This is a genomic window from Antarctobacter heliothermus (genome assembly GCF_900188425.1).
Taxonomy (GTDB): Bacteria; Pseudomonadota; Alphaproteobacteria; order Rhodobacterales; family Rhodobacteraceae; genus Antarctobacter; species Antarctobacter heliothermus.
This window is the reverse complement of the sequence record NZ_FZON01000014.1, coordinates 1-26,676: the sequence shown is the minus strand read 5'-3', so window position 1 is coordinate 26,676 and position 26,676 is coordinate 1. Positions and strand designations below refer to the sequence as shown.

The 26,676-nt window shown below is 63.0% G+C and carries 30 protein-coding genes and 2 pseudogenes; 12 read left to right on the top strand and 20 right to left on the bottom strand.

The genetic code is table 11. The annotated features are described in order from the left end of the window. Positions 1-35 precede the first annotated feature (35 nt). Positions 36-875, bottom strand: coding sequence for an AAA family ATPase (locus CHB90_RS09430; protein WP_089277619.1), 840 nt, complete (start codon positions 873-875; stop codon positions 36-38). Between the two features lie 314 nt (positions 876-1,189). On the opposite strand from CHB90_RS09430, the gene dksA reads away from it, so the two are divergent. From dksA to CHB90_RS09410, 4 genes are all read left to right on the top strand, one after another. Further along, the gene (gene dksA, locus CHB90_RS09425) at positions 1,190-1,612 is read left to right on the top strand and encodes an RNA polymerase-binding protein DksA (protein WP_089277677.1); all 423 of its coding nucleotides are present in this window, start codon (positions 1,190-1,192) and stop codon (positions 1,610-1,612) included. A 72-nt stretch (positions 1,613-1,684) separates the two neighbouring features. After that, positions 1,685-2,851 (top strand): FAD-dependent monooxygenase, encoded by a 1,167-nt coding sequence (locus CHB90_RS09420; protein ID WP_089277618.1) that lies wholly within the window; start codon positions 1,685-1,687, stop codon positions 2,849-2,851. A gap of 75 nt (positions 2,852-2,926) precedes the next feature. After that, positions 2,927-3,901 (top strand): XdhC family protein, encoded by a 975-nt coding sequence (locus tag CHB90_RS09415; protein WP_089277617.1) that lies wholly within the window; start codon positions 2,927-2,929, stop codon positions 3,899-3,901. Then, entirely contained in the window at positions 3,898-4,890 is a 993-nt protein-coding gene (locus CHB90_RS09410) for a molybdopterin-binding protein (protein ID WP_089277616.1), read from the top strand. The genes CHB90_RS09415 and CHB90_RS09410 overlap by 4 nt, the downstream gene beginning before the upstream one ends. Before the next feature lie 3 nt (positions 4,891-4,893). Here the strand turns inward: CHB90_RS09410 and CHB90_RS09405 are convergent, their stop codons facing one another. Then, the gene (locus CHB90_RS09405) at positions 4,894-5,493 is read right to left on the bottom strand and encodes a class I SAM-dependent methyltransferase (RefSeq protein WP_089277615.1); all 600 of its coding nucleotides are present in this window, start codon (positions 5,491-5,493) and stop codon (positions 4,894-4,896) included. Between the two features lie 91 nt (positions 5,494-5,584). Beyond that, the gene (gene infC, locus CHB90_RS09400; RefSeq protein WP_089277614.1) at positions 5,585-6,184 is read right to left on the bottom strand and encodes a translation initiation factor IF-3; all 600 of its coding nucleotides are present in this window, start codon (positions 6,182-6,184) and stop codon (positions 5,585-5,587) included. A gap of 138 nt (positions 6,185-6,322) precedes the next feature. Here infC and CHB90_RS26140 point away from each other — a divergent pair, with 138 nt between their 5' ends. Then, a complete protein-coding gene (locus tag CHB90_RS26140) occupies positions 6,323-7,360 on the top strand; it encodes a hypothetical protein (protein WP_141135835.1) in 1,038 nt (345 codons plus the stop codon). Positions 7,361-7,448: 88 nt separating this feature from the next. Here CHB90_RS26140 and CHB90_RS09390 read toward each other — a convergent pair whose 3' ends face one another. From CHB90_RS09390 to cysG, 6 genes are all read right to left on the bottom strand, one after another. Then, positions 7,449-8,324 (bottom strand): ferredoxin--NADP reductase, encoded by an 876-nt coding sequence (locus tag CHB90_RS09390; protein WP_089277613.1) that lies wholly within the window; start codon positions 8,322-8,324, stop codon positions 7,449-7,451. Between the two features lie 128 nt (positions 8,325-8,452). After that, a complete protein-coding gene (locus tag CHB90_RS09385; protein ID WP_089277612.1) occupies positions 8,453-8,842 on the bottom strand; it encodes a DUF934 domain-containing protein in 390 nt (129 codons plus the stop codon). Continuing rightward, positions 8,839-9,621, bottom strand: coding sequence for a phosphoadenylyl-sulfate reductase (locus CHB90_RS09380; protein ID WP_170941019.1), 783 nt, complete (start codon positions 9,619-9,621; stop codon positions 8,839-8,841). Before CHB90_RS09380 ends, CHB90_RS09385 begins: the two co-directional genes overlap by 4 nt. Continuing rightward, the gene (locus CHB90_RS09375) at positions 9,611-11,281 is read right to left on the bottom strand and encodes a nitrite/sulfite reductase (RefSeq protein WP_089277611.1); all 1,671 of its coding nucleotides are present in this window, start codon (positions 11,279-11,281) and stop codon (positions 9,611-9,613) included. Before CHB90_RS09375 ends, CHB90_RS09380 begins: the two co-directional genes overlap by 11 nt. Positions 11,282-11,325: 44 nt before the next feature. Further along, entirely contained in the window at positions 11,326-11,625 is a 300-nt protein-coding gene (locus tag CHB90_RS09370) for a DUF2849 domain-containing protein (RefSeq protein ID WP_089277610.1), read from the bottom strand. Further along, positions 11,556-13,013: a siroheme synthase CysG gene (gene cysG, locus CHB90_RS09365; RefSeq protein WP_089277609.1), complete on the bottom strand. Its 1,458-nt coding sequence runs from the start codon at positions 13,011-13,013 to the stop codon at positions 11,556-11,558. The genes CHB90_RS09370 and cysG overlap by 70 nt, the downstream gene beginning before the upstream one ends. Before the next feature lie 142 nt (positions 13,014-13,155). On the opposite strand from cysG, the gene CHB90_RS09360 reads away from it, so the two are divergent. Then, positions 13,156-13,611, top strand: a complete 456-nt coding sequence (locus tag CHB90_RS09360; RefSeq protein WP_089277608.1) for an Lrp/AsnC family transcriptional regulator — start codon at positions 13,156-13,158, stop codon at positions 13,609-13,611. Positions 13,612-13,698: 87 nt separating this feature from the next. Here the strand turns inward: CHB90_RS09360 and CHB90_RS09355 are convergent, their stop codons facing one another. Continuing rightward, complete coding sequence (locus CHB90_RS09355) at positions 13,699-14,874, bottom strand: cytochrome P450 (protein WP_089277607.1); 1,176 nt, start codon at positions 14,872-14,874, stop codon at positions 13,699-13,701. Between the two features lie 57 nt (positions 14,875-14,931). Between CHB90_RS09355 and CHB90_RS27450 the strand changes: the two genes are divergently transcribed. From CHB90_RS27450 to CHB90_RS27665, 6 genes are all read left to right on the top strand, one after another. Next, positions 14,932-15,579 (top strand): hypothetical protein, encoded by a 648-nt coding sequence (locus CHB90_RS27450; RefSeq protein WP_342744950.1) that lies wholly within the window; start codon positions 14,932-14,934, stop codon positions 15,577-15,579. 149 nt (positions 15,580-15,728) lie between these two features. Next, a complete protein-coding gene (locus tag CHB90_RS27445; protein WP_342744951.1) occupies positions 15,729-16,676 on the top strand; it encodes a sensor histidine kinase in 948 nt (315 codons plus the stop codon). A 58-nt stretch (positions 16,677-16,734) separates the two neighbouring features. Further along, complete coding sequence (locus CHB90_RS09345; RefSeq protein ID WP_089277606.1) at positions 16,735-17,964, top strand: sigma-54-dependent transcriptional regulator; 1,230 nt, start codon at positions 16,735-16,737, stop codon at positions 17,962-17,964. 492 nt (positions 17,965-18,456) lie between these two features. After that, the gene (locus CHB90_RS09340; RefSeq protein ID WP_245823209.1) at positions 18,457-18,726 is read left to right on the top strand and encodes a hypothetical protein; all 270 of its coding nucleotides are present in this window, start codon (positions 18,457-18,459) and stop codon (positions 18,724-18,726) included. Next, complete coding sequence (locus tag CHB90_RS09335; RefSeq protein ID WP_089277604.1) at positions 18,723-19,040, top strand: type II toxin-antitoxin system RelE/ParE family toxin; 318 nt, start codon at positions 18,723-18,725, stop codon at positions 19,038-19,040. Before CHB90_RS09340 ends, CHB90_RS09335 begins: the two co-directional genes overlap by 4 nt. After that, complete coding sequence (locus tag CHB90_RS27665; RefSeq protein ID WP_483860492.1) at positions 19,007-19,327, top strand: 3'-5' exonuclease; 321 nt, start codon at positions 19,007-19,009, stop codon at positions 19,325-19,327. Before CHB90_RS09335 ends, CHB90_RS27665 begins: the two co-directional genes overlap by 34 nt. Here CHB90_RS27665 and CHB90_RS26520 read toward each other — a convergent pair. From CHB90_RS26520 to CHB90_RS09295, 10 genes and pseudogenes are all read right to left on the bottom strand, one after another. Continuing rightward, positions 19,236-19,565, bottom strand: a complete 330-nt coding sequence (locus CHB90_RS26520) for a hypothetical protein (protein ID WP_245823211.1) — start codon at positions 19,563-19,565, stop codon at positions 19,236-19,238. The genes CHB90_RS27665 and CHB90_RS26520 overlap by 92 nt on opposite strands. Before the next feature lie 28 nt (positions 19,566-19,593). Beyond that, positions 19,594-20,010: pseudogene (locus CHB90_RS26125) on the bottom strand (DNA cytosine methyltransferase); the annotation flags it as partial. A gap of 87 nt (positions 20,011-20,097) precedes the next feature. Further along, positions 20,098-20,985 (bottom strand): endonuclease/exonuclease/phosphatase family protein, encoded by an 888-nt coding sequence (locus CHB90_RS09325; protein WP_089277602.1) that lies wholly within the window; start codon positions 20,983-20,985, stop codon positions 20,098-20,100. Beyond that, complete coding sequence (locus CHB90_RS09320; RefSeq protein ID WP_089277601.1) at positions 20,982-22,100, bottom strand: ABC transporter ATP-binding protein; 1,119 nt, start codon at positions 22,098-22,100, stop codon at positions 20,982-20,984. The genes CHB90_RS09325 and CHB90_RS09320 overlap by 4 nt, the downstream gene beginning before the upstream one ends. 9 nt (positions 22,101-22,109) lie before the next feature. After that, positions 22,110-23,036, bottom strand: coding sequence for an ABC transporter permease subunit (locus CHB90_RS09315; protein ID WP_089277600.1), 927 nt, complete (start codon positions 23,034-23,036; stop codon positions 22,110-22,112). Positions 23,037-23,046: 10 nt separating this feature from the next. Further along, complete coding sequence (locus CHB90_RS09310; protein ID WP_089277599.1) at positions 23,047-23,928, bottom strand: carbohydrate ABC transporter permease; 882 nt, start codon at positions 23,926-23,928, stop codon at positions 23,047-23,049. A 72-nt stretch (positions 23,929-24,000) separates the two neighbouring features. Then, positions 24,001-25,164: an extracellular solute-binding protein gene (locus tag CHB90_RS09305; protein ID WP_281256094.1), complete on the bottom strand. Its 1,164-nt coding sequence runs from the start codon at positions 25,162-25,164 to the stop codon at positions 24,001-24,003. Positions 25,165-25,170: 6 nt separating this feature from the next. Beyond that, positions 25,171-25,335 (bottom strand): hypothetical protein, encoded by a 165-nt coding sequence (locus tag CHB90_RS26760; RefSeq protein WP_212591582.1) that lies wholly within the window; start codon positions 25,333-25,335, stop codon positions 25,171-25,173. 250 nt (positions 25,336-25,585) lie between these two features. Continuing rightward, positions 25,586-26,374 (bottom strand): phosphodiesterase, encoded by a 789-nt coding sequence (locus tag CHB90_RS09300; protein ID WP_170941018.1) that lies wholly within the window; start codon positions 26,372-26,374, stop codon positions 25,586-25,588. A gap of 39 nt (positions 26,375-26,413) precedes the next feature. Continuing rightward, positions 26,414-26,676 (bottom strand): annotated as a pseudogene (locus CHB90_RS09295) (IS5/IS1182 family transposase); the annotation flags it as partial.

Genomic DNA, 26,676 nt, shown 5'->3' with positions numbered 1-26,676 from the left:
CTTGCGCCGCAAACCCGGTGCCCGTCTGTGGGATCTCAGCGCTGCCGTCGCGCCATGAAGGCGAGGCGTTCGAACAGGTGCACATCCTGTTCGTTTTTCAGCAGCGCGCCGTGCAGCCGGGGCAGGGCGCTGGCGCCGTCGCGCTTGAGGTCTTCGGCATCCAGATCCTCGGCCAGCAGCAGCTTGAGCCAGTCCAGCACCTCGGAGGTCGAGGGCTTTTTCTTCAGGCCCGGCTGGTCGCGCAATTCGTAGAACTGGGTCAGCGCAGTGGTCAGCAGCGCCGGTTTGATGCCGGGGTGATGCACCTCGACGATCTGGCGCAGCGTCTCCGTGTCGGGGAATTTGATGTAGTGAAAGAAACAGCGGCGCAAAAAGGCGTCGGGCAGTTCCTTTTCATTGTTCGAGGTGATGATGACGATGGGGCGATGTTTGGCGCGCACCGTCTTGCCGGTCTCGTAGACGTGGAATTCCATCTTGTCGAGTTCCTGCAACAGGTCGTTGGGGAACTCGATGTCGGCCTTGTCGATCTCGTCGATCAGCAGCACCACCTTGCCGTCGGCGTCGAAGGCCTGCCACAGCTTGCCCTTGCGGATGTAATTGGCCACGTCGTTGACGCGTTCGTCGCCCAGCTGGCTGTCGCGCAACCGGCTGACGGCGTCATATTCATACAGGCCCTGCTGCGCCTTGGTGGTGGATTTCACCGCCCATTCCATCATCGGCAGGTTCAGCGCGTGCGCCACCTGGCGCGCCAGTTCGGTCTTGCCGGTGCCGGGTTCGCCTTTGACCAGCAGCGGCCGTTCCAGTGTTACGGCCGCGTTGACCGCCATGGTCAGATCATCCGTGGCGACATAGTCCTTGGTGCCTTCGAACCGCATGGCAGGAACCCCTTCATTGCTTGTTTGTGTCCGAGGGGTAGTGACGGAGGCAACGATTTGCAAGCGCCGCCCGGCGGCGTTACACGGGGCGCAAGAAGCGTCTTTCCGGCGACAATCCTTGGATTGTCCCGGTCCGGCAGAGTTGTGCCACCGATTGGCCCCGACACGGCCCTGTGGCTGCCGCAAATCGGACCCGGAAAGGCGCTAATGTGACGTGACAAGCGTGTCTGGTTGGTTTAATGGCTGCCCGCAGGGGTGCCAGATATCTGAGGAAATTCATGATGACAGATATTGGCGTTGACGAGGGAGCGGAGATGAAACCTGAAAATTTTCTGCCCGATGACTACCGTCCTGCCGAAGATGAACCTTTCATGAACGAACGGCAGACGGAGTACTTTCGACGCAAGCTTTTGGCCTGGAAGGCCGAGTTGATGTCTGACAGCCGCGATACGATCGAGGCGTTGCAGGAAGGCACGCGGAACATTCCCGATGTGACCGACCGGGCCAGCGAAGAAACCGATCGCGCGCTTGAACTGCGGACGCGCGACGGCCAGCGCAAACTGGTCAACAAGATTGACCAGGCGCTGCGTCGCATCGACGAGGGCGAATACGGCTATTGCGAAGTGACCGGCGAGCCAATCAGCCTGAAACGGCTGGACGCCCGTCCGATCGCCACCATGAGCCTTGAGGCGCAAGAGCGCCATGAGCGCCGCGAGAAAGTCCACCGCGACGATTGAGCCGCACTGTTCCATGCCAATGAACAACGCCGGGGCCTTGCCTCGGCGTTTTTCGTTTGTCATGGGGACGCTATGGATTTGTCGGGTCTCAACATCACCATCATCGGCGCCGGGATCGGCGGGTTGGTGGCGTCGCTTGCGCTGCGGGCGCGGGGCGCGGATGTGCGCATCCTGGAGCAGGCCGAGGCGATCCGTGAGGTGGGGGCCGGCATCCAGATCAGCCCGAACGGGCTGCGGGTGCTGCAGGCATTGGATCTGGGCGAGGGCTTTCGCAGGATCTCGGTTCGGGGACAGGCGGTGTCGTTGCGCAATATGCGCGGCGGTGAGGTGCTGCGGATGGATCTGGGCGGTTTGCCCGAAGACCACAGCTATCGTTTTGTGCATCGCGCCGATTTCGTCGAGTTGCTGGCGGCGCGGGCGCGGGCGGTGGGTGTGCGGGTCCGTCTGTTGCAGAACGTCCGGGATGTGACGCCGGGGCCAGTGCCACGGATCACGCTGTGCAATGGCGATGCCACCGAAAGCGATCTGGTCATTGGCGCGGACGGGCTGCATTCGGTGCTGCGTCCGGTGCTGAACGGCGCGGCAAAGCCGTTCTTTACCGGGCAAGTGGCCTGGCGGGCCGTGGTCCCCAACAAGGTGGGCCACCCGGCAGAGGCGCGGGTCCATATGGGTCCGGGGCGCCACATGGTCAGCTATCCGCTGCGCGGCGGCGACGTGGTGAACGTTGTTGCCGTGCAAGAGCGCGCCGACTGGGCCGCCGAGGGTTGGAGCCATCGGGATGATCCTGCCAACCTGCGCGCCGCCTTTGCCGGGTTCGGCGGCGTGGTGCCGGGACTGCTGTCGGCGGTGGACACCCCCGGCCTCTGGGGGTTGTTCCGGCATCCGGTGGCGCGGAACTGGCAGGGCGAGGGCGTGGCGCTGTTGGGCGATGCGGCGCACCCTACGCTGCCGTTTCTGGCGCAGGGCGCGAACATGGCGCTGGAGGATGCCTGGGTGCTGGCGGATGCACTGGCCGGGGCGCGGGACATGGCCGAGGGGCTGGCCGCCTATCAGCAGCGGCGGCGCGACCGCGTGGTCAAGGTGATCGACGCGGCCAGCGGCAACGCGTGGAAATACCACCTGCGCAACCCGCTGGTGCGCAGCGTCGCGCATTTGGGGCTGGGCGTGGTCGGGCGGCTGGCTCCGGGCGCGATGATGCGCAGTTTCGACTGGCTGTACGGGCATGATGTGACCGCCTGACCTCTTCGACCATTGAAGGGGCAGACACCGCGCGCCTACATGCTAGACATCAGGCACACAGAGTGGGGGGCTTTCATGGATACGGTTGACGCTATTCCCGAAACTGCGCTGGCGTGGCATCAGTCCGGCGAAGGTGCCGTGCTGGCGACGGTGGTGCAGACATGGGGCTCTGCCCCGCGCCGCGTGGGCAGCCAGTTGGCAATCTCTGGCACCGGCCAGATCGAGGGGTCGGTGTCCGGTGGCTGTGTCGAGGGCGCGGTGATTGTCGAGGCGCTGGAGGCGCTGGAGACGGGCGAGCTGCGCGAGCTGGAATTTGGCGTCTCTGACGACGATGCCTTTGCCGTGGGTCTGGCCTGTGGCGGCACCATCCGGGTTCTGGTGGAACCCGTGGGCGCGGTGATGCCCGAACTGCTGCTGGCGGATCTGGTCGCCGCGCGCGCGGCGCGCGAGCCGGTGGCCTATGTGGTCGATCTGGACCGCAGCGACCGCTGGCTGGACCGCACCGGGTTTCAGGACCGCTTCCGCATGGATCGGTCGGGGTTTGAGCCGGACAGCCGCGTCTTTGTGGGCATCCACAACCCGCCTCTGCGGCTGGTGGTGGTGGGGGCGGTGCATATCGCGCAGGCGCTGCTGCCGATGGCGCGCATCGCGGGATATGACCCGGCGGTGATCGACCCGCGTGAGGCCTTTGCCTCACCCACGCGGTTCCCTGACACGCAATTGCTGCACGACTGGCCGGATGAGGCGGTCGAAAAGCTGGGTCTGGACACGCGCACCGCGCTGGTGCTGCTGACACACGACCCCAAACTGGACGATCCGGCGCTGGAAAAGGCGCTGCGGTCGGGGTGTTTCTATATCGGCGCGCTGGGGTCGACGCGGACCCATGCGAAACGGGTTGCGCGGTTGAGCGAGGCGGGATTCACCGAGGATGAGATCGGGCGCATTTTTGCGCCGATCGGCTTGGACATCGGGGCGGCCAGCCCGGCAGAGATTGCGGTATCGGTGATTGCGCAGATGACGCAGGTGCTGCGGCAGGGCGACAGTCGATGAAGTTCGGCACCCTCCCGCTGGAACAGGCCGAGGGCGCGGTGCTGGCGCATTCGGTCGCGCTGGACAAGGGGCGGCTGCGCAAGGGCCGTGTCCTGAGCGCCGAGGATGTGGAGACCCTGCGCGGGGCCGGTCTGACCGAGGTGATCGCCGCGCGGCTGGAGGCGGGCGATCTGGGCGAGGATGTCGCCGCCGCGCGGTTGGCGCAGGCGCTGGTGCCTGATCCGACACGCGCGGGCCTGCGGATTGGCAAAGCCGCCACGGGCCGGGTGAACCTGCACGCCGAGGCCCCCGGCGTGATCGAGGTGCTGGCCGACCGCATTCACGCGCTGAACGCGCTGCATCCGATGATCACCGTGGCGACCGTGCGTGAATGGCAGCGGGTGGCGGCGGGCAGCATGGTGGCGACGGTCAAGATCATCTCTTATGCCGTGCCAGAGGCGGCGCTGGAGGCGGCCTGCCTTGCGGCGCAATCGGCGCTGCGGTTGCGGCCCGTGGTCTGCCAGAGCGCGCAACTGATCCAGACCACGGTCGATGGCAAGGACAGTGGCGACAAGGGGCAGGCGGTGACGCAGGACCGACTGGACCGGCTGGGCGTCAGCCTTGGCCCGCAACAGGTGGTGCCGCACCGGGCAGAGCCGCTGACCAAGGCGATAGCTGAGACGCAGGCGGATATAGTCCTGATCCTGACCGGCTCTGCCACCTCTGATCTGTATGACGTGGCGCCAGAGGCGGTGCGGCAGGCAGGCGGCAGCGTGACCCATTTCGGGATGCCGGTCGATCCGGGCAACCTGTTGTTTTTCGGCACGCTTCAGGGCCGTCCGGTGATCGGCCTGCCGGGCTGTGCGCGCGCGCCTGCGTTGAACGGGGCCGATTTTGTGCTGGAGCGGCTGCTGTGCGGCGTGCCCGTCACGTCGCAGGATATCGCGGGTATGGGGGTGGGCGGCCTGCTCAAGGAAATCCCCGCGCGTGGGCGGCTGCGCGAGGCATAGAGTTCAGGCAGGCGCGTCGGCGATCAGGTCGATCAAGGCGGATCGGCCGCTGTGGCCCGCGCCCTCATCCAGATCCTTTTCGTAGCTGTCCAGCCGCAGGATCGTCAGGTCGGAAAAGGCGTCGCGCAACAGTGTTTCGGTATACATGAAATCCGGGTTGCCCGGACCGCCGGTGCCATAGTCCACCTGCTTTGGCGTATAGCCGTGCACCATCAGCCGCCCACCGGGGGCCAGCGCGCGGCGCAGCCCGGCAAAGATGCGGGTGCGCAATTCTGGCGGGGCGAACTGGATGAACACGCCAACCACAAGGTCATAGGGGGCCGCGTCCCAATCCCAGTCCTCGATCGTGGACTGGGTGAATGTCGGCGCAACGCCCGCGTCGCTGGCCAGCTTGCCAGCCTTGGCAATCGAATTGGGGGAGACATCAAAGGCCGTCACATCGCAGCCCTGTTGTGCCAGCCAGACGCTGTTGCGGCCTTCGCCGTCCGCCACGCAGAGCGTGCGTGCGCCCCGGGGAATCAGACCGGCATGGGCGGTCAGAAATCCTGACGGAGAGGTGCCAAAAACATAGTCGTTTGTCGCGTAACGCTGATCCCAAGTCATCGTAGCGGCCTGTCAAAACCTGTTCGGAAAGGAAAAAGCCCGCCTGAAGCGGCGGGCTTGGACTGGATCACTGAAACGATCACAGAAAGGGTCACTTGGCGGTCGGGCCGATCATCATGACCATCTGGCGGCCTTCCATTCTCGGCATGTTCTCGACCTTGCCGATTTCCTTGACGTCTTCGGCAACCCGTTCAAGCAACTCGCGGCCCAGGTTCTGGTGCGCCATCTCGCGGCCGCGGAACCGCAGCGTGACCTTTACCTTGTCGCCGTTCTCAAGGAACTTGAACACGTTGCGCATCTTGACCTCGTAGTCGTGAATGTCCGTGTTGGGACGGAATTTCACTTCTTTGACTTCGATGATCTTCTGCTTTTTGCGCGCCTCGGCCTCGCGTTTCTGGGTCTCGTACTTGAACTTGCCGAAATCCATGATCTTGCAAACCGGCGGCGCGGCGTTGGGAGAAATCTCCACAAGATCGAGTCCGGCCTGTTCGGCCATCTCCATCGCGCGTGCGGGTGTGACAACGCCGACGTTTTCGCCTTCGGCGCCGATCAGACGAATTTCAGGGGCCCGGATGCGATCATTGACGCGGGGGCCTGTGTCGCGCGTTGGCGGCGCGTTGTGCGGTCTGCGGGCTATTGGAATGCTCCATTTGCGGTTTTTTTCAAGTTGGCAAGGTAAACTTGCCTTCATGGGCTTTCAAGCGGCAAATCTGTGCTTGTGCGCGCTCATTCCCGTGTTTCCCCCTTGCGATCACCGTTTGCCGGGCGCAAACCGAATGATGGAGGCCCCGCGCAGCATCGCATGGGGCGAAATGCGATGGAGGTTCCCATGCGAAACCTGATCCTCGTGATCGTGGCGGCTGCGGCCGCAGTGGGCGGTTATTTGTGGTACACGGGCCAGACGCCCGAAGAGGCGGCCCCGGTCGCAAGCGAAACCGTGGACAAGGCCAAGGACGCGGTCAAGGACGCCACTGAAACCACGACCGATGTGGCCAAAGACGCCGTTGATGCGACGGTTGACGCCGCCAAGGATGCCGGTGAGACGGCCGTTGATGCTGCCAAGGACGCTGTCGACACCACGGTTGACGCGGCCAAGGACGCAGCGGACGCAACCGTCGACGCGGCAGAAACGGCGCTGGCTGACGCCGCCAAGGATGTGGCCGAGGGCAAGGCGAAACTGGGCGATGCATTGTCCGATGCCGTCGATACCACGGTGGACACGGCGAAGGACGCGGTCGACGCCACTGTGGACACGGCCAAGGATGCCATCGACGGCACCGTGGATACCGCCAAGGATGCGACGGACGCGGTGGACACTGCATTGACCGCAGATCCGGCTGCCGATGTTGCCGATGCGGTGGACCCGGTGGTGGAGCCGGCCGAAACCGCAGAGCCGGTTCTGGAACCCGCCGAGGTCGCCGACCCCGTGGTCGAGCCTGTCGAGACCGCAGAGCCTGTTGAAACGGCCGAACCTGCAGCGGAGCCTGTTGAAGCGGCCGAACCTGCGGCAGAGCCGGTCGAAACGGCCGAACCTGCAGCGGAGCCTGTTGAAGCGGCCGAACCTGCGGCAGAGCCGGTCGAAACGGCCGAACCTGTAGCGGAGCCTGTTGAAACCGCTGAACCTGCGGCAGAGCCTGTTGAAACCGCAGAACCCGCCGCCGCACCCGCGGATGCCGCGGAGCCGAAAATCGAAGAGCTGCTGACGGTCGAAGGTTTCGACTACGACAAGGTCGCCGAGTACATCGACGATTCCGAGTTGAACGCGATTGCCAAGACCGGTGCCAAGGCGCTGCTGGAGCAGGCCAAGAACAGCCCGGACGCACTGCAGGGCATTCTGGACAGCCTGAAAGAGACACTGGGCCTGTAAGTCCCGGATCACTTGGTCAGAAACGAAAGCCCCCGCCGGATCGGCGGGGGCTTTTTCATGTCCTGCAGTTCAGCCAGTGACGGGCGGATCAGTCGAGGAAGGCTTTTTCCACGACGTAATGCTTGGGGTCGGAATTGGCGCCTTCGACGAGGCCATACCCTTCGAGCATCTCTTTCAGTTCGAGGTTGAAGGCGAGGTTGCCGCAGATCATCGCGCGATCCGTCTCGGGTGTCAGGACCGGCACACCCAGATCCGAAAACGCCTCACCCGAGCGCATCAGGTCAGTAATCCGGCCCATTTTCGGGCTCTCTTCGCGGGTGGTGGTGGGGTAATAGCGGATCTTGCTCCAGAACCCGTCGCCAATCACCTCGGTCAGCAGCTCATCGGTTTTCAGCGATTCGATGATGTCGCGGCCATAGGTCAGTTCCCCGACCTCGCGGCAGGTGTGGGTGATGATGATCTCGTCGTAATCCTCATAGGTCTGCGGTTCGCGCAGCAGGGACGAAAACGGCGCAAAGCCGGTGCCGGTGGCGAAGAGCCACAGCCGCTTGCCCGGCAACAACGCGTCATGCACCAGCGTGCCTACGGGTTTCGGGCGCAGGATGATCTGGTCGCCGACCGCGATGTGTTGCAGACGTGCGGTCAGTGGGCCGTCGGGCACCTTGATCGAATAGAATTCCAGTTCCTCATCCCAGGACGGGGAGGCGATGGAATAGGCGCGCAGCAGCGGTTTCTGCTTGCCGGTCTTGGGGTCGGGATCGCCCATCAGGCCAATCATCACAAACTCGCCCGACCGGAACCGCAGCGACGCGGGCCGGGTACAGCGGAAGGAAAACAGCCGGTCGGTGTAATGGGTGACCTGGGTGACGGTCTGGGTGTCCGGCACCGCAATCTTGCGCGGCGCGGGGGGCTGTGTGGGGGTCTGTGCAGCGGTGGCGTCGGTCACGGGTGTCATCTCTGTCATTGCGTCTTTGCCGGTTGTCTTAACCGACACCTCATATCTAGCTTTGATCTGTGTCAGGTGAAACGCGGCCCATGGGCGCGGGGTGCGCCCATGGGCCGGTCATGGGCCGGTGCGGCGCGCAGGCGTGGTCAGGCGGTGCCGCGCACGCGGGCCTGATAGTCATGCGCCTGCCAATCGGCGCGAAAGATCCATTGATCCTGCGGCTGGCGCGCAGCCAGTGCCTCGTCGATTTCGACCTCGTCGAATCCTGCGCGGCGCACCATGGCATATTGATCGGCGATCACATGACCGCGTGCCCGCAACCGTCCCTTGTAGCCGCGCAGCCGCAACAGGCGCGCCAGCGTGAATCCGCGCCCGTCCGCAAAACCGGGAAAGTCGATGCGGATCATCCGCACGGTCTGATCAAACTCCAGCGTGGCCGGGTCGGTGTCAGATGGCAGGTCCAGCGCGATGGGCGCATCGAACCCCTCGGTCCAGTCTTCGGCGTGAAAGCCGGTGTCGCGCACGATGACGCTCATGCCTGTTCTCCTTGTCTGGTGCCGCCACTGAGAGGGGATGTGGCGGTGTCTCTGACGGGGCGTCCATTGACGAAATGGATGCCGCATTCTTCCTTGTCCTGCCCGCGCCAGCGGCCCGAGCGGGGGTCTTCGCCCGGTGCCACCTTGGATGTACACGGCGAACAGCCGATGGACGGATAGCCCTGCGCCACCAGCGGATGGCGGGGCAGGCGGTTTTCTTCCATGTAGGCGCGCACGTCGTCCGGCGTCCAATGCGCCAGCGGGTTCAGCTTGATCCGGCCGGTGTCTTCCTCGACCTCAAAGAAATCGAGCGCGGCGCGAGTGCCGGACTGATAGCGTTTGCGCCCGGTGATCCAGCCGTCATAGCCGTCCAGCGCCGCGTTCAGCGGTTCTGTCTTGCGCAGCGCGCAGCAGGCGTCGGTGTCCGACAGGCGCAGCGCGCCGTAGGGGTCGCGCTTGTCCAGATCGGCGCGGTCGGCCTTGATGATGCGCAGGTTTTCCAGCCGCAGCCGTTCCGCCACCTCTTGCTGATAGGTCAGCGTCTCGGCGAACAGCAGCCGGGTGTCGATGAACAGCACCGGCGTCTTGCGGTCGACCATCGCCACAAGATGCAACAGCGCCACCGATTCCGCCCCGAACGACGACACCATCGCCAGGTCGCCCGCGTCCGGATCGCGCAACGCGCCCTCCAGCACCGAGGTGGCGCTGTGGTGGCGATAGCGCGCGTTGAGGTCGGCAACGCGGGCGCGCAGGTCTGACTGGTTCAGATCACGCGGCATTGGCCTTGCGCTCCTGCGGACCGTAAAGCGCCTCCTTGAACGGGTCCATGCCAAGGCGGCGGAACGCCTGAAGAAAGGTCTCTTCGGGGGCGTCGCGGTGGGTCAGGTAGGCATCGACGATGCGCTCAATCGCGGGCACGATTTCCTCGGCAGGAAAGCCGGGGCCGGTGCGTTGGCCCAGCGCCGCGTTTTCGGTGTGGTCGCCGCCCAGCGTGATCTGATAGTTTTCCACGCCCGCGCGGTCCAGACCAAGGATGCCGATATGACCGACATGGTGGTGGCCGCAGGCGTTGATGCAGCCCGAAATCTTGATCTTGAGATCGCCGATCTCATGCTCGTTCTTCAGGTCGTCAAAGCGGGTGGCAATCTCTTGTGCGATCGGGATCGAGCGGGCAGTCGCGAGGGCGCAGTAATCCATGCCGGGGCAGGCGATGATATCGCTGATCTTGCCGATATTGGCGGTGGCCAGCCCGTGCGATTTCAGCCGGGCGTGGATGACCGGCAGGTCGTCGCGGTGGACATGGGGCAGGATGACGTTCTGCTCATGGCTGATGCGCAGCTCGTCATAGCCAAAGTCCTGCGCGATGTCGGCAATCACACGCATCTGGTCGGCACTGGCGTCACCCGGCGTTTCGCCATGTGCCTTGAGGCTGATCTGAACGATGACATGGCCGTCGGCGCGGTGGTCGGCGAGGTTGGTATCGGCCCAGGAGCGGAACACCGGGTCGCTGTTGTAGGCGCGTTCAAAGGCCGAAACAGGGCGTTTTGTGAACGAAGGCGCCGCAAACTGGGCCTTTATCGCATCATAAAGGGCCAAATCTGCACCATTGAACGCCGCCTTCGTCTCGGCAAAGCGGTCCTCGACCAGACGTCGGATTTCGTCGATGCCGTGCTCATGTACGGTGATCTTGATACGCGATTTGTATTTGTTGTCGCGGCGGCCCAGCAGGTTCCAGACCGACACAGTGGCCTCGACAAAGGGCAGCAGGTCGGCCTGCGGCACAAACTCGGCCAGCACCTTTCCGATCATCGGTGTGCGGCCAAGGCCGCCACCGACCAGCACCTGATAGCCGATCTCACCGTCGCGTTCGACGATGCGGATGCCGATGTCATGCGCGGCGGTCACGGCGCGGTCGTTGGGAGCGCCGGTCACCGCGATCTTGAACTTGCGCGGCAGGAACTGGAATTCCGGGTGGTCGGTGGACCACTGGCGCAACAGCTCTGACACCGGGCGCGGGTCGGCGATCTCATCCGCCGCAGCCCCGGCAAAGTGGTCGGCGGTCACGTTGCGGATGGTGTTGCCGCTGGTCTGGATGGCGTGCATCTGCACCTCTGCCAGCGCGTCCAGCATGTCCGGCACATCGCGCAGATCGGGCCAGTTGTACTGGATGTTCTGGCGCGTGGTGAAGTGGCCGTACCCCTTGTCCCAGCGTTCGGCGATATAGGCCAACTGGCGCATCTGGCCGCTGTTGAGCGTGCCGTAGGGGATGGCGACGCGCAGCATGTAGGCGTGCAGTTGCAGGTACAGGCCGTTCATCAGGCGCAGCGGCTTGAACTCATCCTCGGTCAGGGAGCCGTCGATGCGGCGTTCCACCTGGGACCGGAACTGGCGGTTACGCTCTGCCACAAAGGCGGCGTCGAAGTCGGAATAGCTGTACATGGTCGTCTCCTTGGCGCGGCGGACGCGCGTGGGGTCGGAAAGGTTCAGAGCTCGGCCTGTTTGCCGTGAGCGTAGTTGGACGGGCCCTTGCGGCGGAACGCCTCGCGGAAATGCGTCGGTTGCGGTCCGTCTGTGCCGGGCTTCATGTCGGCAAGGTAGACGCCGACCACTTCGGCGTGCCGGGCGCTGGCCTCGACAAGGCGCACCTGGGCATGGGCCTCATCTGTCAGCAGTTCCGCCTCGCGCAGGTCCGGGCTCCAACGGTCATCGTCGGTCAGATAGACAACGTCGCCAGCGAGGAGGGCATTTGCGGTGACGACTTTGGGAGTGAAGCTGCGGGCCATTGGAGTGCCTCCTGGTCAGATGTGGTCACGGGCAGGCCATCGCGCGGAGCGAGGCCGAAAAGCATGAGGGCAGGGCCATTGAGATCGGCCTCACCAAGGTCGGTGGACAGGCGGTCAAGCGTGGTGCCCAGCACCCGCTGATCGGGGCGTGAGGCGTTTTCGACCACGGTGACAGGCGTGTCGGGGGCCGCGCCATGCATCAGTAGGCGGCCTTGCAGGAAATGTGCGGCGCGTTTGGCCATGTAGATGGCGGCGACCTCTCCGGGGCGGGCAAGGCTGCGCCAGTCGTGATCGGCAAACCCTTGCATGTCGTGGCCGGTCAGGATGCGCGCGCTGGCGTTGCGGCCGCGTTTGGTCAGCGACTGGCCGATGCCGGCGACGGCGGCGGATGCGGCGGTGATACCGGGCACGACGTCATAGGACAGACCGGCCTCCAGCACGGCCTCGACCTCTTCGTCCAGACGGCCAAAGACGGTGCAGTCGCCACCTTTGAGGCGGACGACCTGCGCGCCTTCCAGCCCGTGCTGGACCACCAGCGCGTTGATGTCTTCCTGTTTGGCGGAGGGTCCAAAGCCGGTCTTGCCGACGTCGATCATGGTCGCCTCGCGACGCGCCAGTTCAAGGATCGGCTGCGGCACCAGCCGGTCGTGGATCACGACGTCGGCGGCATCCAGCGCCTTGCGCGCCTTGAGCGTCAGCAGGTCCGGGTCGCCGGGGCCTGCGCCAACAAAAGAGATGTGGCCGGGACGCTCGGGGCGGGTCAGGTGACGGGCCAGCAGATCATCCAGCGCCTGATCGACGGCATCTGTGCCCTGCGTGATCGCGCGGGGACCGGCGTTGAAATAGTAGTCCTGCCAGAAATCCCGACGCGCCCGACCAAAAGGCAGCGCCTCGGCCAACTTTCGGAACCCCTTGCCGATGCGCGCCAGTGTGCCCAGCGTCGCGGGCAGGCGCTCCTCAAGGTCAGCTTTGATGGCGCGGGCCAGCACGGGGGCGGCGCCCTCTGTGCCGATGGCGATGGTCACCGGATCGCGGTCGACAATGGCGGGGGTGATGAACTGGCTGTCTTCGAGGTTATCGACGACATTGACCAATGCGCCCTCGGCGCGTGCCAGCGTGGCGGTACGACCGTCTTCGGCGTCATCCTCGTTGGCGGCATAAAACAGCGCGGCGGACTGGATGTCGCCGTCCACAAGGGCGCGCGGCACCAGTGTCAGCGCGCCGGTGGCGGCCCAGCGGATGATCTGGTGGTCGGCGCGTGTCGCGTATACGGCGATGTCGGCCTCGGTCTTGAACAGCAGGCGCAGTTTGGCCAGAGCCGCCGCGCCACCGCCGGAGACAACCACCCGCCGCCCGGCGAGGTTGAGGAAGATCGGGAAGTGCTGCACGAGAGATCTCCTTGCTTCTGGCTGTATATATAGGAAATTGTCCCGCTATTTGGCTATGGGGCTGGCAAAACAAGGAAGAATGTTCTAGTTTTGGCGACAGGTGGGGCGTTTGTCCCATGACCGGCCACAGGAGAGAACAGCCGTGAAGATCGATGCCACCGACCGGAAAATCCTTGCGGAACTGCAGCGCGATGCGGGGCAGTCCCTGGATGAGATCGCCAAGAAGGTGGGGTCGTCCAAGACCCCGGTCTGGAACCGGATTCGCAAGCTGCGCGAGGGCGGTGTGCTGGGCCAGCAGACCGTGGTTCTGGATGCGGAAAAGCTGGGGTTCGAGGCCTGTTTCTTTGTCCTGATCCGCACGTCTGAGCATGAGGTAGAGTGGCAGGCAAAGTTCCTCAAGGCGCTGAGGGAACGGCCAGAAGTGCAAGAGGCGCACCGTCTGGCGGGCGACATCGACTATATCCTCAAGGTGCGGGTCAAGAACGCGCGCGCCTATGATGCGTTTTATCAGGCGCTGATTTCAGAAGTGAAGGTGCACAATGTCACCGCCCTGCTGTCGATGGAAGAGATCAAGGCGACAACGGCGCTGCCGTTGTGACGGGATGAACCAAACGCGATCGTGCCCCGGGCTGGGTTTGTAGAGCTGGGTTTGTAAACCGGCACCAGCGCGCCCAAGGGTGGCCCCCTATCCCGCGCGAACCTCCAGCCGCTCCAGCCCGTGGAAATGATAGAGATTGGCGAACTGTGGCGGCGCGGCCAGCCGCAGGTGCGGCAGGCGTTCGAACAGGATCGGAAGGCCGATTTGCAGTTCCAGCCGGGCCAGCGGCGCACCGACGCAAAAATGCAGCCCCGCGCCGAAACTGGTGTTGGCACTGATGGGGCGCGCAGGATCGAACCGCGCCGGATCCGCCCAGACCGCAGGGTCGCGGTTGGCGGCGGCCAGCATCAACGCCACCTGATCGCCGCGTTCAAAGGTGTGGCCGAAAACCTCAACCTCTTCATAGGCGTAGCGGGTGAACATATGCAGCGGCGGGTCAAACCGCAGGATTTCCTCGACCACCGGCTCTGCCGTGTCGGCGGTGATGGATGTGCCAGTTTCCAACAGCGTCTTGATGCCGTTGCCCATGGTGTGGACCGTCGCCTCATGACCGGCGTTCAGCAGCAGGATGCAGGTGGTGATCAGCTCTGGCGTCGATAGTTTCTCACCCGCTTCTTCGGCGGCAATCAGATGGGTGATCAGATCGTCGGCGGGGTGCTTGCGTCGGGTTTCGATGTAATCGCTGAGGAAGGCGGAAAACTCTTGCGCGGCCTGAGCGGCACCCTCTTCGATGGCGCGGTCGCGGCGGGCCTGGTAGATCGCGACCATGGCGTTGGACCAGGCCAGCAGTTGATCAGCGTGGCTTTCCGGCACCCCGAGCAGGCGGCAGATGACGATGACGGGCAGCGGCGCGCAAAAGGCGGGCAACAGGTCGACGGGACCATCGGGAAAGCTGTCAACCAGTTCATGCGACAGTTGCGCGATTTCGGGGGCCAACGCCTTGATCCGGCGGGTGGTGAAGGCGCGCAGCACAAGGCCGCGCAGGCGGGTGTGGCGCGGCGGTTCCAGCTCGAGCATGGAATGCGCCTCGACCGCGTAGAAAGGGGCCAGGTGCGGGGCGATGTCCGGTGCCATTTCAGGCGGGATCTCGCGGCCAAAGCGGCGGTCGCGCAGCAGGGCACTGACCGCCCGGTGCGACACCGCGCAAGGCATTGCATACTCTTGCCAAAACGCAAGATCGCCGCCCGTGCGCATCGTCTCGTAGAACGGATAGGGGTCCTGAACGAACTGCGGGGCGGTCGGGTCTTGGGAAAATGCCATCATGGGGGATGCTTGGCGCGTCTTGTCCGCCATGGCAAGGGGGCGCTATGACTGGGTTCCATGAAGGACAGAGCGTCAACACGGATCCTGATCGTCGGCTGCTTTCTGGCCGCGGTGGCGGTGCTGGGCTGGGTGGTCTGGGCCACCAGCCACGCCGAGGCCCTGCGCCAGGTACACGCGCGCGGGCAGTCAGACCTTGCATTGGCGGCGGATCGGCTGATGACGGGGTTGCAACGGTATCGGTCGCTGGCGGTGACGCTGGTGGAACACCCGGTCTTGAGCGCGTTGCATCGCGGTGGCTCGCGCGTAGAGGCCGAGGCGCTGTTGTTGCGCAACGCTGACCGGACCGGCGCGCTGACCGCGCTGTATGCCGACCGCGAGGGGCGGGTGCTGGCCGCCGCCCACGGCGAGGCCCCCGCCGATCTGATGGCCCAGCCCTGGTTCCTGCGCGCTGCGAACGGGGCGCTGGGGGCCGAGACCACGGGATCGGCCCACGTCTTGGCAGGCGGGCCTATGTCTACGCCGCGCCGCATTTCGGGGCCAATGGCCGGGTTCAGGGGGTGCTTGTTCTGGCGGTGGACATCGAGGCCCTGGAACGGGAATGGAGCGGATCACGCCCGGTTGTGTTCTTCACCGATGACCTCAACCAGGTTTTTGTCACCAACAGGTCGGAACTGCTGTCCTGGCAACGCACGCCCGAGGCGCTGATCGGACCGGGGGGGAAATTGGCGCCGCTGGCCGTGCGACATGTTGCGGGTTTCGAAATCTGGGAGGTGGCGCTCAGCGCCTATGTCCCGCGTCGCGCCCTGCATCTGACGCAGGCGCTGCCGGTGATCGGTCTGACGGGAGAGGCGTTGATGGATGTCGCCCCGGCGCGGCGGCTGGCGTGGCTGCAGACCATGGCCGTAACGGTGCTGTGCCTGTTCTTTGGCTCGCTGTTGTTTCTGGCGACAGAGCGGCGGCGGACGCTCAGCCTTGCCAACGTGCGGCTGGAGGAACGGGTTGCGGCGCGCACACAGGATCTGGAGCAGGCCAATGGCGCGCTGCGCCGCGAAGTGGCCGAACGCGAAGAGGCAGAGGCCGCGCTGCGCCGTGCGCAAGCGGAATTGGTCGAGGCGGGCAAGCTGAGCGCCCTGGGCCAGATGTCGGCTGGGATCAGCCATGAGCTGAACCAGCCGCTGATGGCGATCGGACAGTTTGCCGAAAACGGCGCGGCGTTCATGGACAAGGGACACCCGGACAAGGCGCGCGCCAATCTTGACCGGATCGCAGGGCTGGCGGCGCGGGCGGCGCGGATCATCAAGAACCTGCGCGCCTTTGCCCGCAACGAGGCCGAACCGATGGGCAAGGTCGATGTGGTCGCGGTGCTGACCTCGGCGGTGGAACTGACAGAGGCGCGGTTGCTCGGCGAAGGTGTGGTTCTGGCGTGGCAACCATCGGATTGGCCCGGTCCCGTTTGGGTCAACGGCGGTGAGGTGCGGCTGGGGCAGGTCTTTGTCAATCTGATCAACAACGCCGCCGACGCCATGGCCGGGCAGGCCGACAAGGCGATCTGGATCTCGCTGGTTCTGGGCGAACGGCTGGAGGTGCGGGTGCAGGACAGTGGACCGGGCATCGCCGACCCCGAAAAGGTGTTCGAGCCGTTCTATTCCACCAAGCAGGTGGGCGAGGGTATGGGGCTGGGCCTGTCGATTTCCTACGGATTGATCGAAAGTTTTGGCGGGCGCATTCGCGGCGCCAACACGGACACGGGTGCGCTGTTTTCCGTCGAACTGGACTATTGGCAAGAGGAAATGGCGGCATGAGCGGAAATACCACCCGCCCCGGTCTGAAGCCGGGGCCGCTTACTTTCATGAGGCACACATGGCGGTAACACGGGTTCTGCTGGTGGATGACGACGCAGCGGTGCGCGAGGCGCTGGGGCAGACGCTGGAACTGGCGGATTTCGACGCGCTGACGGCGGGGTCGTTTGTCGAGGCCAAGGATCACATCGGACCGGGGTTCGACGGGATCATTGTCTCGGACATCCGCATGCCGGGGCGCGACGGGTTTCACCTGTTGGAATACGCACGCGGTCAGGATCCTGATCTGCCGGTGATCTTGCTGACCGGCGAGGGGGATATTCCGATGGCGGTGCGGGCGGTGTCGCAAGGGGCCTTCGACTTTCTGGAGAAGCCATGCAGCCCGGCGGATTTCACCGCTGTCGTGGAGCGCGCCTTGCGGACGCGGGCGCTGGTTCTGGAAAACCGTCGTCTGAAACAAGAGCTGGAAACCGGCGACCCGGCGGCGCGGCTGATCTTTGGTGTCTCGCCGCTGGCGGAACGGTTGCGCGCCCGCGTCCGCATGGCAGCGCGTGCCGGAACAGAGGCATTGGTCACCGGACCGCCGGGGTCAGGGATTTCCAAGGTTGCGGAGGTCATCCACCTGTCTTCGCCCCGCGCCAAAGGCCCGTTCGAGAAACGCGCCGCCGCCGGTTTGGACCGGGGTGAGTTGCAGGCACTCTGGCGCCGCTGCGCTGGGGGGACATTGTTTCTGGACGGGATCGGCGGGCTGAGCCAGGACACCCAGTTGGCGCTGATCGACCTGATGGAACAGGGCGGCGCGGTGCTGATCGGCGGCAGTTCACTAGACCTTGCCGCCGTTGCCGAAAGTGGCGACATGTCCAGCGATCTCTACTACCGGCTGGAGGTCTGTCAGGTCCGCATCCCGGCATTGGCGGAACGCCCGGAGGATATTTCGGTGCTGTTTCGACACTACGTCGCGCAGGCCGCCGAGCAAGCCGGGCTGACGCCACCGGACGTGACCGAAGAGGTGATTACGGGGCTATTGGCGCAGGACTGGCCAGGCAACGCCCGGGCGCTGATGAGCGCGGCGATGCGGTTTGTGCTGGGGCTGGGCGACGTTTCGGTGCCGGACAGCAGTCTTGGGCTGAACGAACGACTGGCGCAGGTGGAACGATCGCTGTTGATCGAGGCGCTGCGCAAGGCCGAAGGACAGGCGCGGCTGGCGGCAGAGGCGCTGAAACTGCCGCGCAAGACGTTTTACGACAAGTTGGCGAAATACGGACTAAAGCCGGAAACCTATCGCGGCTGACCCATTGCGGCCACGCGCGTCATTGCGTCGACCTTGCCCCGCAGAATTCGCATCAGGGCTGCCTTGTCGGTGCGGTCCGTGCCGGAGCCAAGGTTCCACAGATAGTCAAAACCGGTGTCCTGCGCGCCCGAGGCGGGCTGATCACGGTTTCCAGCTCTTGGCCAGTTGCGTTTCTGGTGTCTTCGCGACTTGCAGACAGGCGATGATCTGGTCGAATCGGTCGGGGGACGGGCTCATAACCTGAAGGTCGTTGGTTCAAATCCAACTCCCGAGACCAAAAAATCTAACCATATCAAATGGTTAGAATCCGACCAAAACACTTGTGTATGGACTCTGCAAAAACGAGTCAACGCTGAGTCAACGTTTTGCGAGTCCCTCTGAAATCCAAGGGGCTTTTTGCGTTTGGGTACGTCCAGCAGCGCGCTGCATCCGCCACGGTTGAAACCATCGCTCCAATCCAGTATATGACTCAGTCATACCATAGAGGTGCGCATGACCGTCAAAACCACTCTCAGCTTCACTGACCGTCACCACCAGTTCCTGTCGGAAAAGGTGGGGCAAGGCGTATTCGCGACCCAGAGCGCCGCAGTCGCGGCCGCGCTGGAACAGATGATGCAGGACGAACAGGAACGCGACGTGGCCCTTGGGGCCCTCGCGCACGAGATTCGCGCCCGGATGGAAACACCACGCGAGGCCTTCATAGACCATGACGACGCCTTCGCCGCCGCCCGCCGCACAATCGGGGTGGCCCGCGGCGCGTGAACTACCGCATTCGCTACCACCCTCTTGTCGCGCGTGACCTTAATGCCATCGTGCAGTGGATCCTCGACTATGCGGGGCCTGACGCGGCCACCAACAAACTTGCAGAGATCGAGGCGGCCATCGCCACGCTGAAGACCACGCCGCACAAGGGCAGTCTCCGCGATGAAATTGCTCCTGGCCTGCGTGCTATTCCGGCAGGCCGGAAAGCCGTCATTGCCTTCGTTGTTGACGATGATGCAACCGAAGTGCTTGTCTACGCTGTTACCTATGGCGGCGCAGACTGGGCCATGCGCAGCAGCGCGCGCAGCCGGTAACGACGCAAGTTTCGGCTGGTGGAGATTCAGTCTCGGCGGTTATTCTACAAGCAGCTGCCGCAGATGATCGGTCCGCACCTGGCGTCCGGATTACCACAATGCATCGAGCAAAGGGACTTGAATTCTTTGCAGTTGCAATCCCGTTCATGTCCGAAACATCTTTCCCGCCTATGGGTGCACTAGAGCGTCCCGCCCTTAATCTGCGACATATCCCTTCCAGTTCTGCGCGGCCGGTGTCGGCCATTGCAGCGCTTGGGCCGATAGCTTCGGCTCGCCCCGGCTGTTGATCTTGCCGCGCAGCCGGTCCATCTGATCGTCCGCCACCGGCGTCTGCCATTGTGCCGCCTGCGCTGGCAGGGGTGGCATCCCGCCCGAACCATAGCTCTGGCCCGGTCCACCCTTGGCCCCGTCCGTCGCCTTGGGCGTCGACCAGGTCGTGACGCCCAACGCCAGTGCCTCGGCTTTGCGGGTGAAGTCGCTGTTGCCTGCCGGGTTGTAGCTGGCGGTGCCGGGATGCAGGCTCATAGGTGTGGGCCAGGATGAAGATGCGGAGCCGCTGATGCGGCGCGCCGACTTCTGCCGCGCTGAACAGGCCCGCCGCAGGCGTATAGCCCATTGCCCAAAGCTCTCGCAGCACGGATTCAAGGCCAAGGCTGACGTGGCCGGGGACGTTTTCGAGGAAGACCCATGCAGGATGGCATTCGGCGATGACGCGGGCGACGTCTGGCCAGAGGTGGCGGGGATCATCTGCACCACCGCGCTTTCCGGCCGCGCTGAAGGGCTGGCAGGGATATCCGGCGAGGACGATGTCGAAGGCACCGTGAAAGGGGCTGACATCGAAGGTTCGCAGATCGTCCCATATTGGGGCCGGGGCAAAATATCCGGCGCTTTGGGCTGCGATGAGGACGGCGCGGGGCCAGTCCTCCCATTCGACAAAGGCGCGGGTGTGATATCCGGGCTCGGCGAGCATGAGGCCCATATCCAAGCCTCCGCCGCCTGCGCAGAGGGACAATCCGTGCCGGGGACGTGACACCATGCCATTCACATCACCCCTCGGTCAGCCCAGATGTCCCGACAGATCCATGTCCACAAAAATCGGTTGGTGGTCAGAGCCTACCGCATCATCGCCAATCTGCATTGCCTGCACGCAGGCGATCAGATCGGCGGTGACAAAACAATGATCGATCCGCGTAGGTGCGCGCCCTTCGCGTGGCAGGGTATTGCCTGCCTCCTCGGCATGGCCCGCCAGTGCCCAGGCATCCGCAAGGCCTGTGGCGCGCAGCGTTCGCCCGTGCATTTTGGATAGATCGCCGACGACCCGCGTGTATTCAGGCCCACCCGGGGCAAAGTTCATGTCGCCCATGATGATGGCGCTGCGCGGCTGAGGCGGCGCGGGGCGGTCCATCCAGTCGTCGGTTTTCAGCTGGCCGCCCCAGCAGGCGCCCCGCTCTTGCCCGCGACACATGAGATCCACCATGTAATCCACTTGGGGCATGCGGGTCCCTGTCGAAACATGGTCCAGATGCACCGAGCAAAAGCGCATCGGCCCCTGCGGATGGCCGATCACGCATTCCACCAGCGTGCGTTGCAGGTGAAAGATCCGCGCGAGCGCGAGCTTGGGCAGGGTATGGTTGATCACCGACAGGATCGGCCACCGCGACAACACCATATTGCCAAACTGGCGACGGCAATGGTCGGGCTTGGCCGCGCCAAGGGTTGAGGCATCGACGTCAATTCCGGGGCCATAGACCCAATGCATGTGATCCAGCCGTGCGGCGATCTCTGAAACCTGATCCACCATACCGCGGCCTGCGTTGTTGCGCTCGACCTCTTGCAGGGCGATCAGATCAGGGCTGCCCAGTTCGGACAGGATGCGATCAAGGTCAAAGCGGTCGTCCTTGCCCTTACCATACTGGATGTTGTAGCTGGCCAACCGAGTGATCATTGCGCCACCTCCAGCGAGGCACGTCGGCGCATCGGCTCCAGCGTGTCCAGCCGCGCGCCAGTGGCGCCGTCAAAGATGTGCACATGGACCGGATCAGCGGTCAGCCCAACCTCTTGGCCCGGCTGAAAACTGTGCTTGTCGGCGGACAGGACCGTGAGCGTCAGATCCTCGAACTGAAAGTGGTAAAGGCGGCCCGATCCCAATTCCTCTGCAAATTCAAAATGCCCGGTGATAGCCCCTGCTCCCGGCGCGACCATGCTGAGGTTTTCGGGGCGCAGGCCGATCTGCACCAACTTGCCATCCAAAGCCTTGGCACGCTCTGCCGCAATGTCGATGCGCCCGTCATTTCCCAGCCGGATCGCTGCCACGCCTGCCTCGACAGTTCCGGCAAGGAAATTCATTGAAGGCGAGCCGATGAAACCCGCCACATAGACCGAAGCCGGGTGGTCATAGACCTCTTCCGGAGTTCCGATCTGTTCAATCGTGCCCTTGTTCATGATCACCATGCGGTCGGCCAGCGTCATGCCCTCGTGTTGGTCATGGGTTACAAAAACCGAAGTCGCGCCGATACGGTTGTGAATCCGGCGGATTTCATGGCGCATCTGCACGCGCAGCTTGGCATCCAGGTTCGAGAGCGGTTCGTCGAATAGAAACACCTCTGGTTCACGAATGATGGCGCGCGCCATGGCGACGCGCTGACGCTGGCCGCCTGACAGTTGCCCCGGCTTGCGGTCCAGAAACTCGTCCAACCCGACTGACCGCGCCACCTCTGCCACCTTTGCGTCACGCTCTGCTCGCTTCATGCGCGCCACCTTCAGCGCATAGCCGATGTTGCCCGCCACGCTCATATGCGGATAGAGCGCGTAATTTTGGAAAACCATCGCACAGCCCCGCTCACGCGGTTCCAGATCATTGACCACCTTGCCCCCGATGGCGATCTCGCCGCTTGAAATCGCCTCCAGCCCTGCGATCATACGCAGCAGCGTGGACTTACCGCATCCCGAGGGCCCAATGATCACAACAAATTCGCCGTCATAAATGGCAAGGTCAACGCCGTGCACGACCTCGTCCTTGCCATAGGATTTGCGCACATCGCGAATGGAAATTTCAGCCATGTCGGCCCCCTATTTATCCGTGTTGATGAGGCCGCGCACAAACCAGCGCTGCATCAGAATGACGACCGCAACCGGCGGCAGCATGACGATCAGCGTACCCGCCATGGCCCAGTGCCAGTTGGGAATATCACCGCCAGTAGTGTTCATGTTTGGCACAAGGCGGCTGAGTTCGACCGCCGCGACACCGTAGGCCGGGTCGGTGATGATCAGCAGCGGCCAGAGATACTGGTTCCAGCCCACCACAAACATGATCGTCGCCAAGGCGGCCATGTTGGTCACGCTCAGCGGGATCAGGATTTCGCGCAAGAAGCGCAGCGGCCCTGCCCCGTCCATCTTGGCGGCCTCGACCAGTTCATCGGGGATGGTCAGAAAGAACTGACGGTACAGAAACGTCCCCGTAGCCGTGGCCACCAGCGGCATGATCAGCCCGGTGTAGCTGTTCAGAAGGTTCCAGTTCAGCGCGACCTCGACCCCGGTGGTGGCGTTGATCAGCCAGCTGATCCCAGTGACGTCCAGGATCGACTGAAACGGCGAAAGCGCGTTCGCCGCCACCGCATAGGTCGGCACGATGCGGACCTCAAGCGGCAGCATCAGCGTGATGAAGACCATCCAGAAGATCGGCATCCGCAGGCGGTGGTCAAAGAACACGATGCCAAAGGCAGTCAGCGCCGCCAGCACCAGCTTGCCCACCACGACGCCGGTGGCAAGGATCAGGGTGTTGGTGAATTTCGTTGCAAACTCTGCCTCAACCCATGCGGCCTTGAGGTTCACGATCAACTGGTCGCCGGGCAACAGCTTGGCCGGGATCGCCATCACATCCGGCAGGGTCTGCGAGGCTGCGACGATGACCAGATAGATCGGCACCACAAGAATGGCGAGACCGGTGAACAGGATCGTATGGGTAACGATATTGAGGATGGGGGTGCGTTCGATCATGATTGGACCCTCAGCTATAATGGACGCGACGTTCGACGTATTTGAACTGAAAGAAGGTCAGCGCGACGACCAGCAGCATCAGGATTATCGACTGCGCCGCCGCCCCAGAATAGTCGAGCCCGCGAAAGCCATCCTCATAGATCTTGTAGACCATCAGGTTGGTCGCCCGCGCTGGACCGCCCGAGGTCATGGTGCTGACGATGCCGAAACTGTCGGTAAAGCTATCGGTGAGGTTGATGATCACAAGAAAGAACACGGTCGGCGTGATCAGCGGCAGTTGAATGTCCCACATTCGGCGCATCACGCGGGCGCCGTCCATGGCGCTGGCCTCTGTCAGCGAGCGGGGAATGGATTGCAGCCCGGCCAGAAAGAAGATGAAGCTGTAAGACACCTGCTTCCACGCGCCAGCGATTATCACCATTGTCAGCGCATGATCCCCATTCATGACCGGGTTCCAGAAATCTGGAAAGGCGTAATTCAAATAGCTCGCAACACCAGCTGATGGGTTGAAGATAAAGCGAAACGCAAGGCCAATCGCCGGAGCCGCTACCGCATAGGGCCAGATTAAGCCGATGCGAACGCCCTTATAGCCACGCAACTGACGGTCCGCAAACAAGGCAAGGATCAGCGCCATACCCATGGCCAGCGCCGTGGTGCAAACCGCATAGACAACAGAGACCCAGACCGAATGCCAATAGCGGTCATCAGACAGAAGATAGCGGAAATTTTCGAATCCGACCCATTCGTTGCCACCGCCCCAAGGCTGTTCGAGCGTAAACGCCCAATACAATGCCTGACTGGTCGGCCAGTAGAAAAAGATGAAGATGATCAGCAACTGTGGCGTAACGACCAAGGCGGCCACCCAGTTGTTCTTGAAATATGCGCGTCTCATCGCCCGCCTGTCCCATGGTTCAACAAAAGGGGTCCCCCGCCTTGCGGCGGGGGACAGGTTTCAAAGCGATGCCTATGGCAGTTGCTTGCCGCGATAAGTGCGGGCGAACTTGTTAAGAACGTCGTTAGAGCGTGCGACAGCCGTATCCAGCGCCTCTTGCATGGTCTTGTTGCCCTGCAGGGCGGCCTGCACTTCGTTGCTCCATTCGCTGCGTGCCTGAATGAAGCAGCCCAGCCGAATGCCGCGGGTCAGCGGGCCCGGCTCTGTATATGTCAGCGATTTCAGCGCGATCTCGCGACCTTTGTAGGGGGCATTGTCGTAAAAGCCCTTGGCCATCAGTGCGTCAAAACCGGTCTTGGTGACAGGAATATAGCCAGTGTTGGTCGACCAGTATTCTTCGCTTTCGGGCGTTGCGAGGAACTTCAGATATTCAGCCGCGCCGCGATATTCGTCATCAGACTTGCCGGAGAGAACCCACAAAGATGCGCCGCCCACGACCGTGTTCTTGCGCTCGGTGCCCTCATAAACCGGGATCATCGCCACGTCCCAGTCAAAGGCACCGTCCACGAGCTTGCCAACCGTTGCATGCCCTGCGATCGAGCCGAGGTAGAACGAACATTCGCCCTTTGCAAAGCTGTCACGTGAATTCAAACCGCCTTGCGTGGTGCGGATTTCCAGCAGGTTTTCGTCATACCAGCGCTTGATGTTTTCCATGTGCTTGACGTGCAACGTGGTGTTATAAAGATACTCGCTGTCCAACCCGTCATAGCCGTTGTTGTTGCTTGCGATTGGAATGCCATGGGCCATCGAGAACTGCTCCAGGTCGATCCAGGGCTCTGGCGAATAGGCATAGGCGCAGTCCTGCCCCGCCGCTTTGAGTGCTTTTATTGCAGTCTCGAACGCTTCCCACGTCGCCGGCGGCGTGTCGATCCCTGCTTCCTTCAGGTCGGCCACGTTGAAATACATCATCGGGGTCGAGCTGTTAAAGGGCATAGAGAACAGTTCGCCTTTGGACGAAGAGTAATAATTGGAAATACCCGGAAAGTAGTTCGCCCAGTCGATCTCTATGTTGAAATCGGCCATCATCTTGGACACGGCATAAAACTCGCCCGACATCATCAGATCAGCGGTGCCAGCATCATAGGCCTGTACGATGGTCGGATGCTGTTTGGCACGAAAAGCCGCAATCGTGTTCTGCACTGCGTTGGCATAGCCATCCTGACCGACGCAGGTGATTTCATACTAGGTCTGGCTTTCGTTGAAACGGTCGCAGGTCGCCTGCACGGCGTTCCCCAACTGACCGCTCAGTCCATACCAATATTCAAATTTGATCTTGTCTTGGGCGGAAGCGGCACCCGCCAGTGTGGCAAGCGCCAGCACCGACGTGCTGAAAGCAGAAAATTTCATGAGGTTTCTCCAGTTTGTTCCAAGCAGCGTATTGCGCCAGTGACCCATAATCAGATTATGTAAAATCCATTAGAATGATATGTGAAGATTTCTCTAAACATTTGTAAATATTGATATTTTCAGGAAATTTGTGTTGAATTTGCAAGGTCTGCGAAGAGGCTGGTTCCCTCGCAGGTTAGGGCGATTACCGCCTTGATCTGTTAGCCACGATGCAATTGCATCCCGGCCGATCTCTTCGGTCCCTGCGCCGTTATGCCCCGGCTTGAAGGACCACACTGGCGTCAAGGTAATTGTCGAAATGCACCAGAGTCTGCTGATCATCCGACAGCACCACGGCCATCTGCGCCGGTCCGTCCAGCCGGACCGGGTCGGCGTCTGGGCCCAGAGGGATGGTCACATTGTAGTGCCCGCCCGCCAGCGTGGTGAAGGGAACGCCCTGCCACATCGCGGTCGAGGTGTAATGCACATGTCCGGCGATCACCTGACGGATCTGGTCATGGGTTTTTAGAACGGCAACAAACTCCGGACCGTTTTCCAGAATGATCCGGTCCACCTTGGTGCGCAGCGGGTTCGCGTGGTGATGCAGGATCACCGTCACTGGCACATCGTGCGCTTCGGCCAGACGCGTCGACAGCCAGTTAAGCTGGACAGGCTCCAGCCGCCCGCCATGCTGCCCTGTGACGGCAGAATCGAGCAAGATCACCCGCTGGCCCTTAGCGTCGATCACCTTGTCGACACAGCCTGTGTCTGCCGCGTATTCAGCACCGAAGACCTCCAGAAACGTGTCGCGGTTATCATGGTTGCCGATAGTGATATGCAGCGGTACCGACAGATCGGCCAGACAATCCTTGAGCCGCTCATAAGCCTCGGCATCGCCCAGATCGGCCAGATCACCCGCCAGCACGCAGAAATCCGCATCCGCATGGCGCGCGTTGATGGCCGCCACGCCCGCGCGCAGCCGTTCAGTGGTGTCCAGACCATGCGACAGCACGCCCTCTTTTACAAGATGCAGGTCACTGAGGACGGCTTTGTTGCGCAAAGTCGGTAACGTCCGGAGTTCCCCTTTCCCCGGACGCAATTATCCCACAGGCTCTGTGACGGGTATGCCGAGCGCGGTGTAGCCGTTGAGCACGGCGGCGCGGATCTGAAGTTCGGCGACCTGACGATCGAAGTCGCGCGCCATGAGGCTCTGCCCCAGCAGCTTCACGCAATGCATCTTCGTCTCGGCGCGGCTTCGTCGGTGGTATCCGCTCCATTTTCTCCAGATGGCGCGGCCAAGGTATTTCGAAGCGCGCAGCGCCTCGTTCCGAGCGATAGCCCCTGCAGTCGATGGCTTCCACG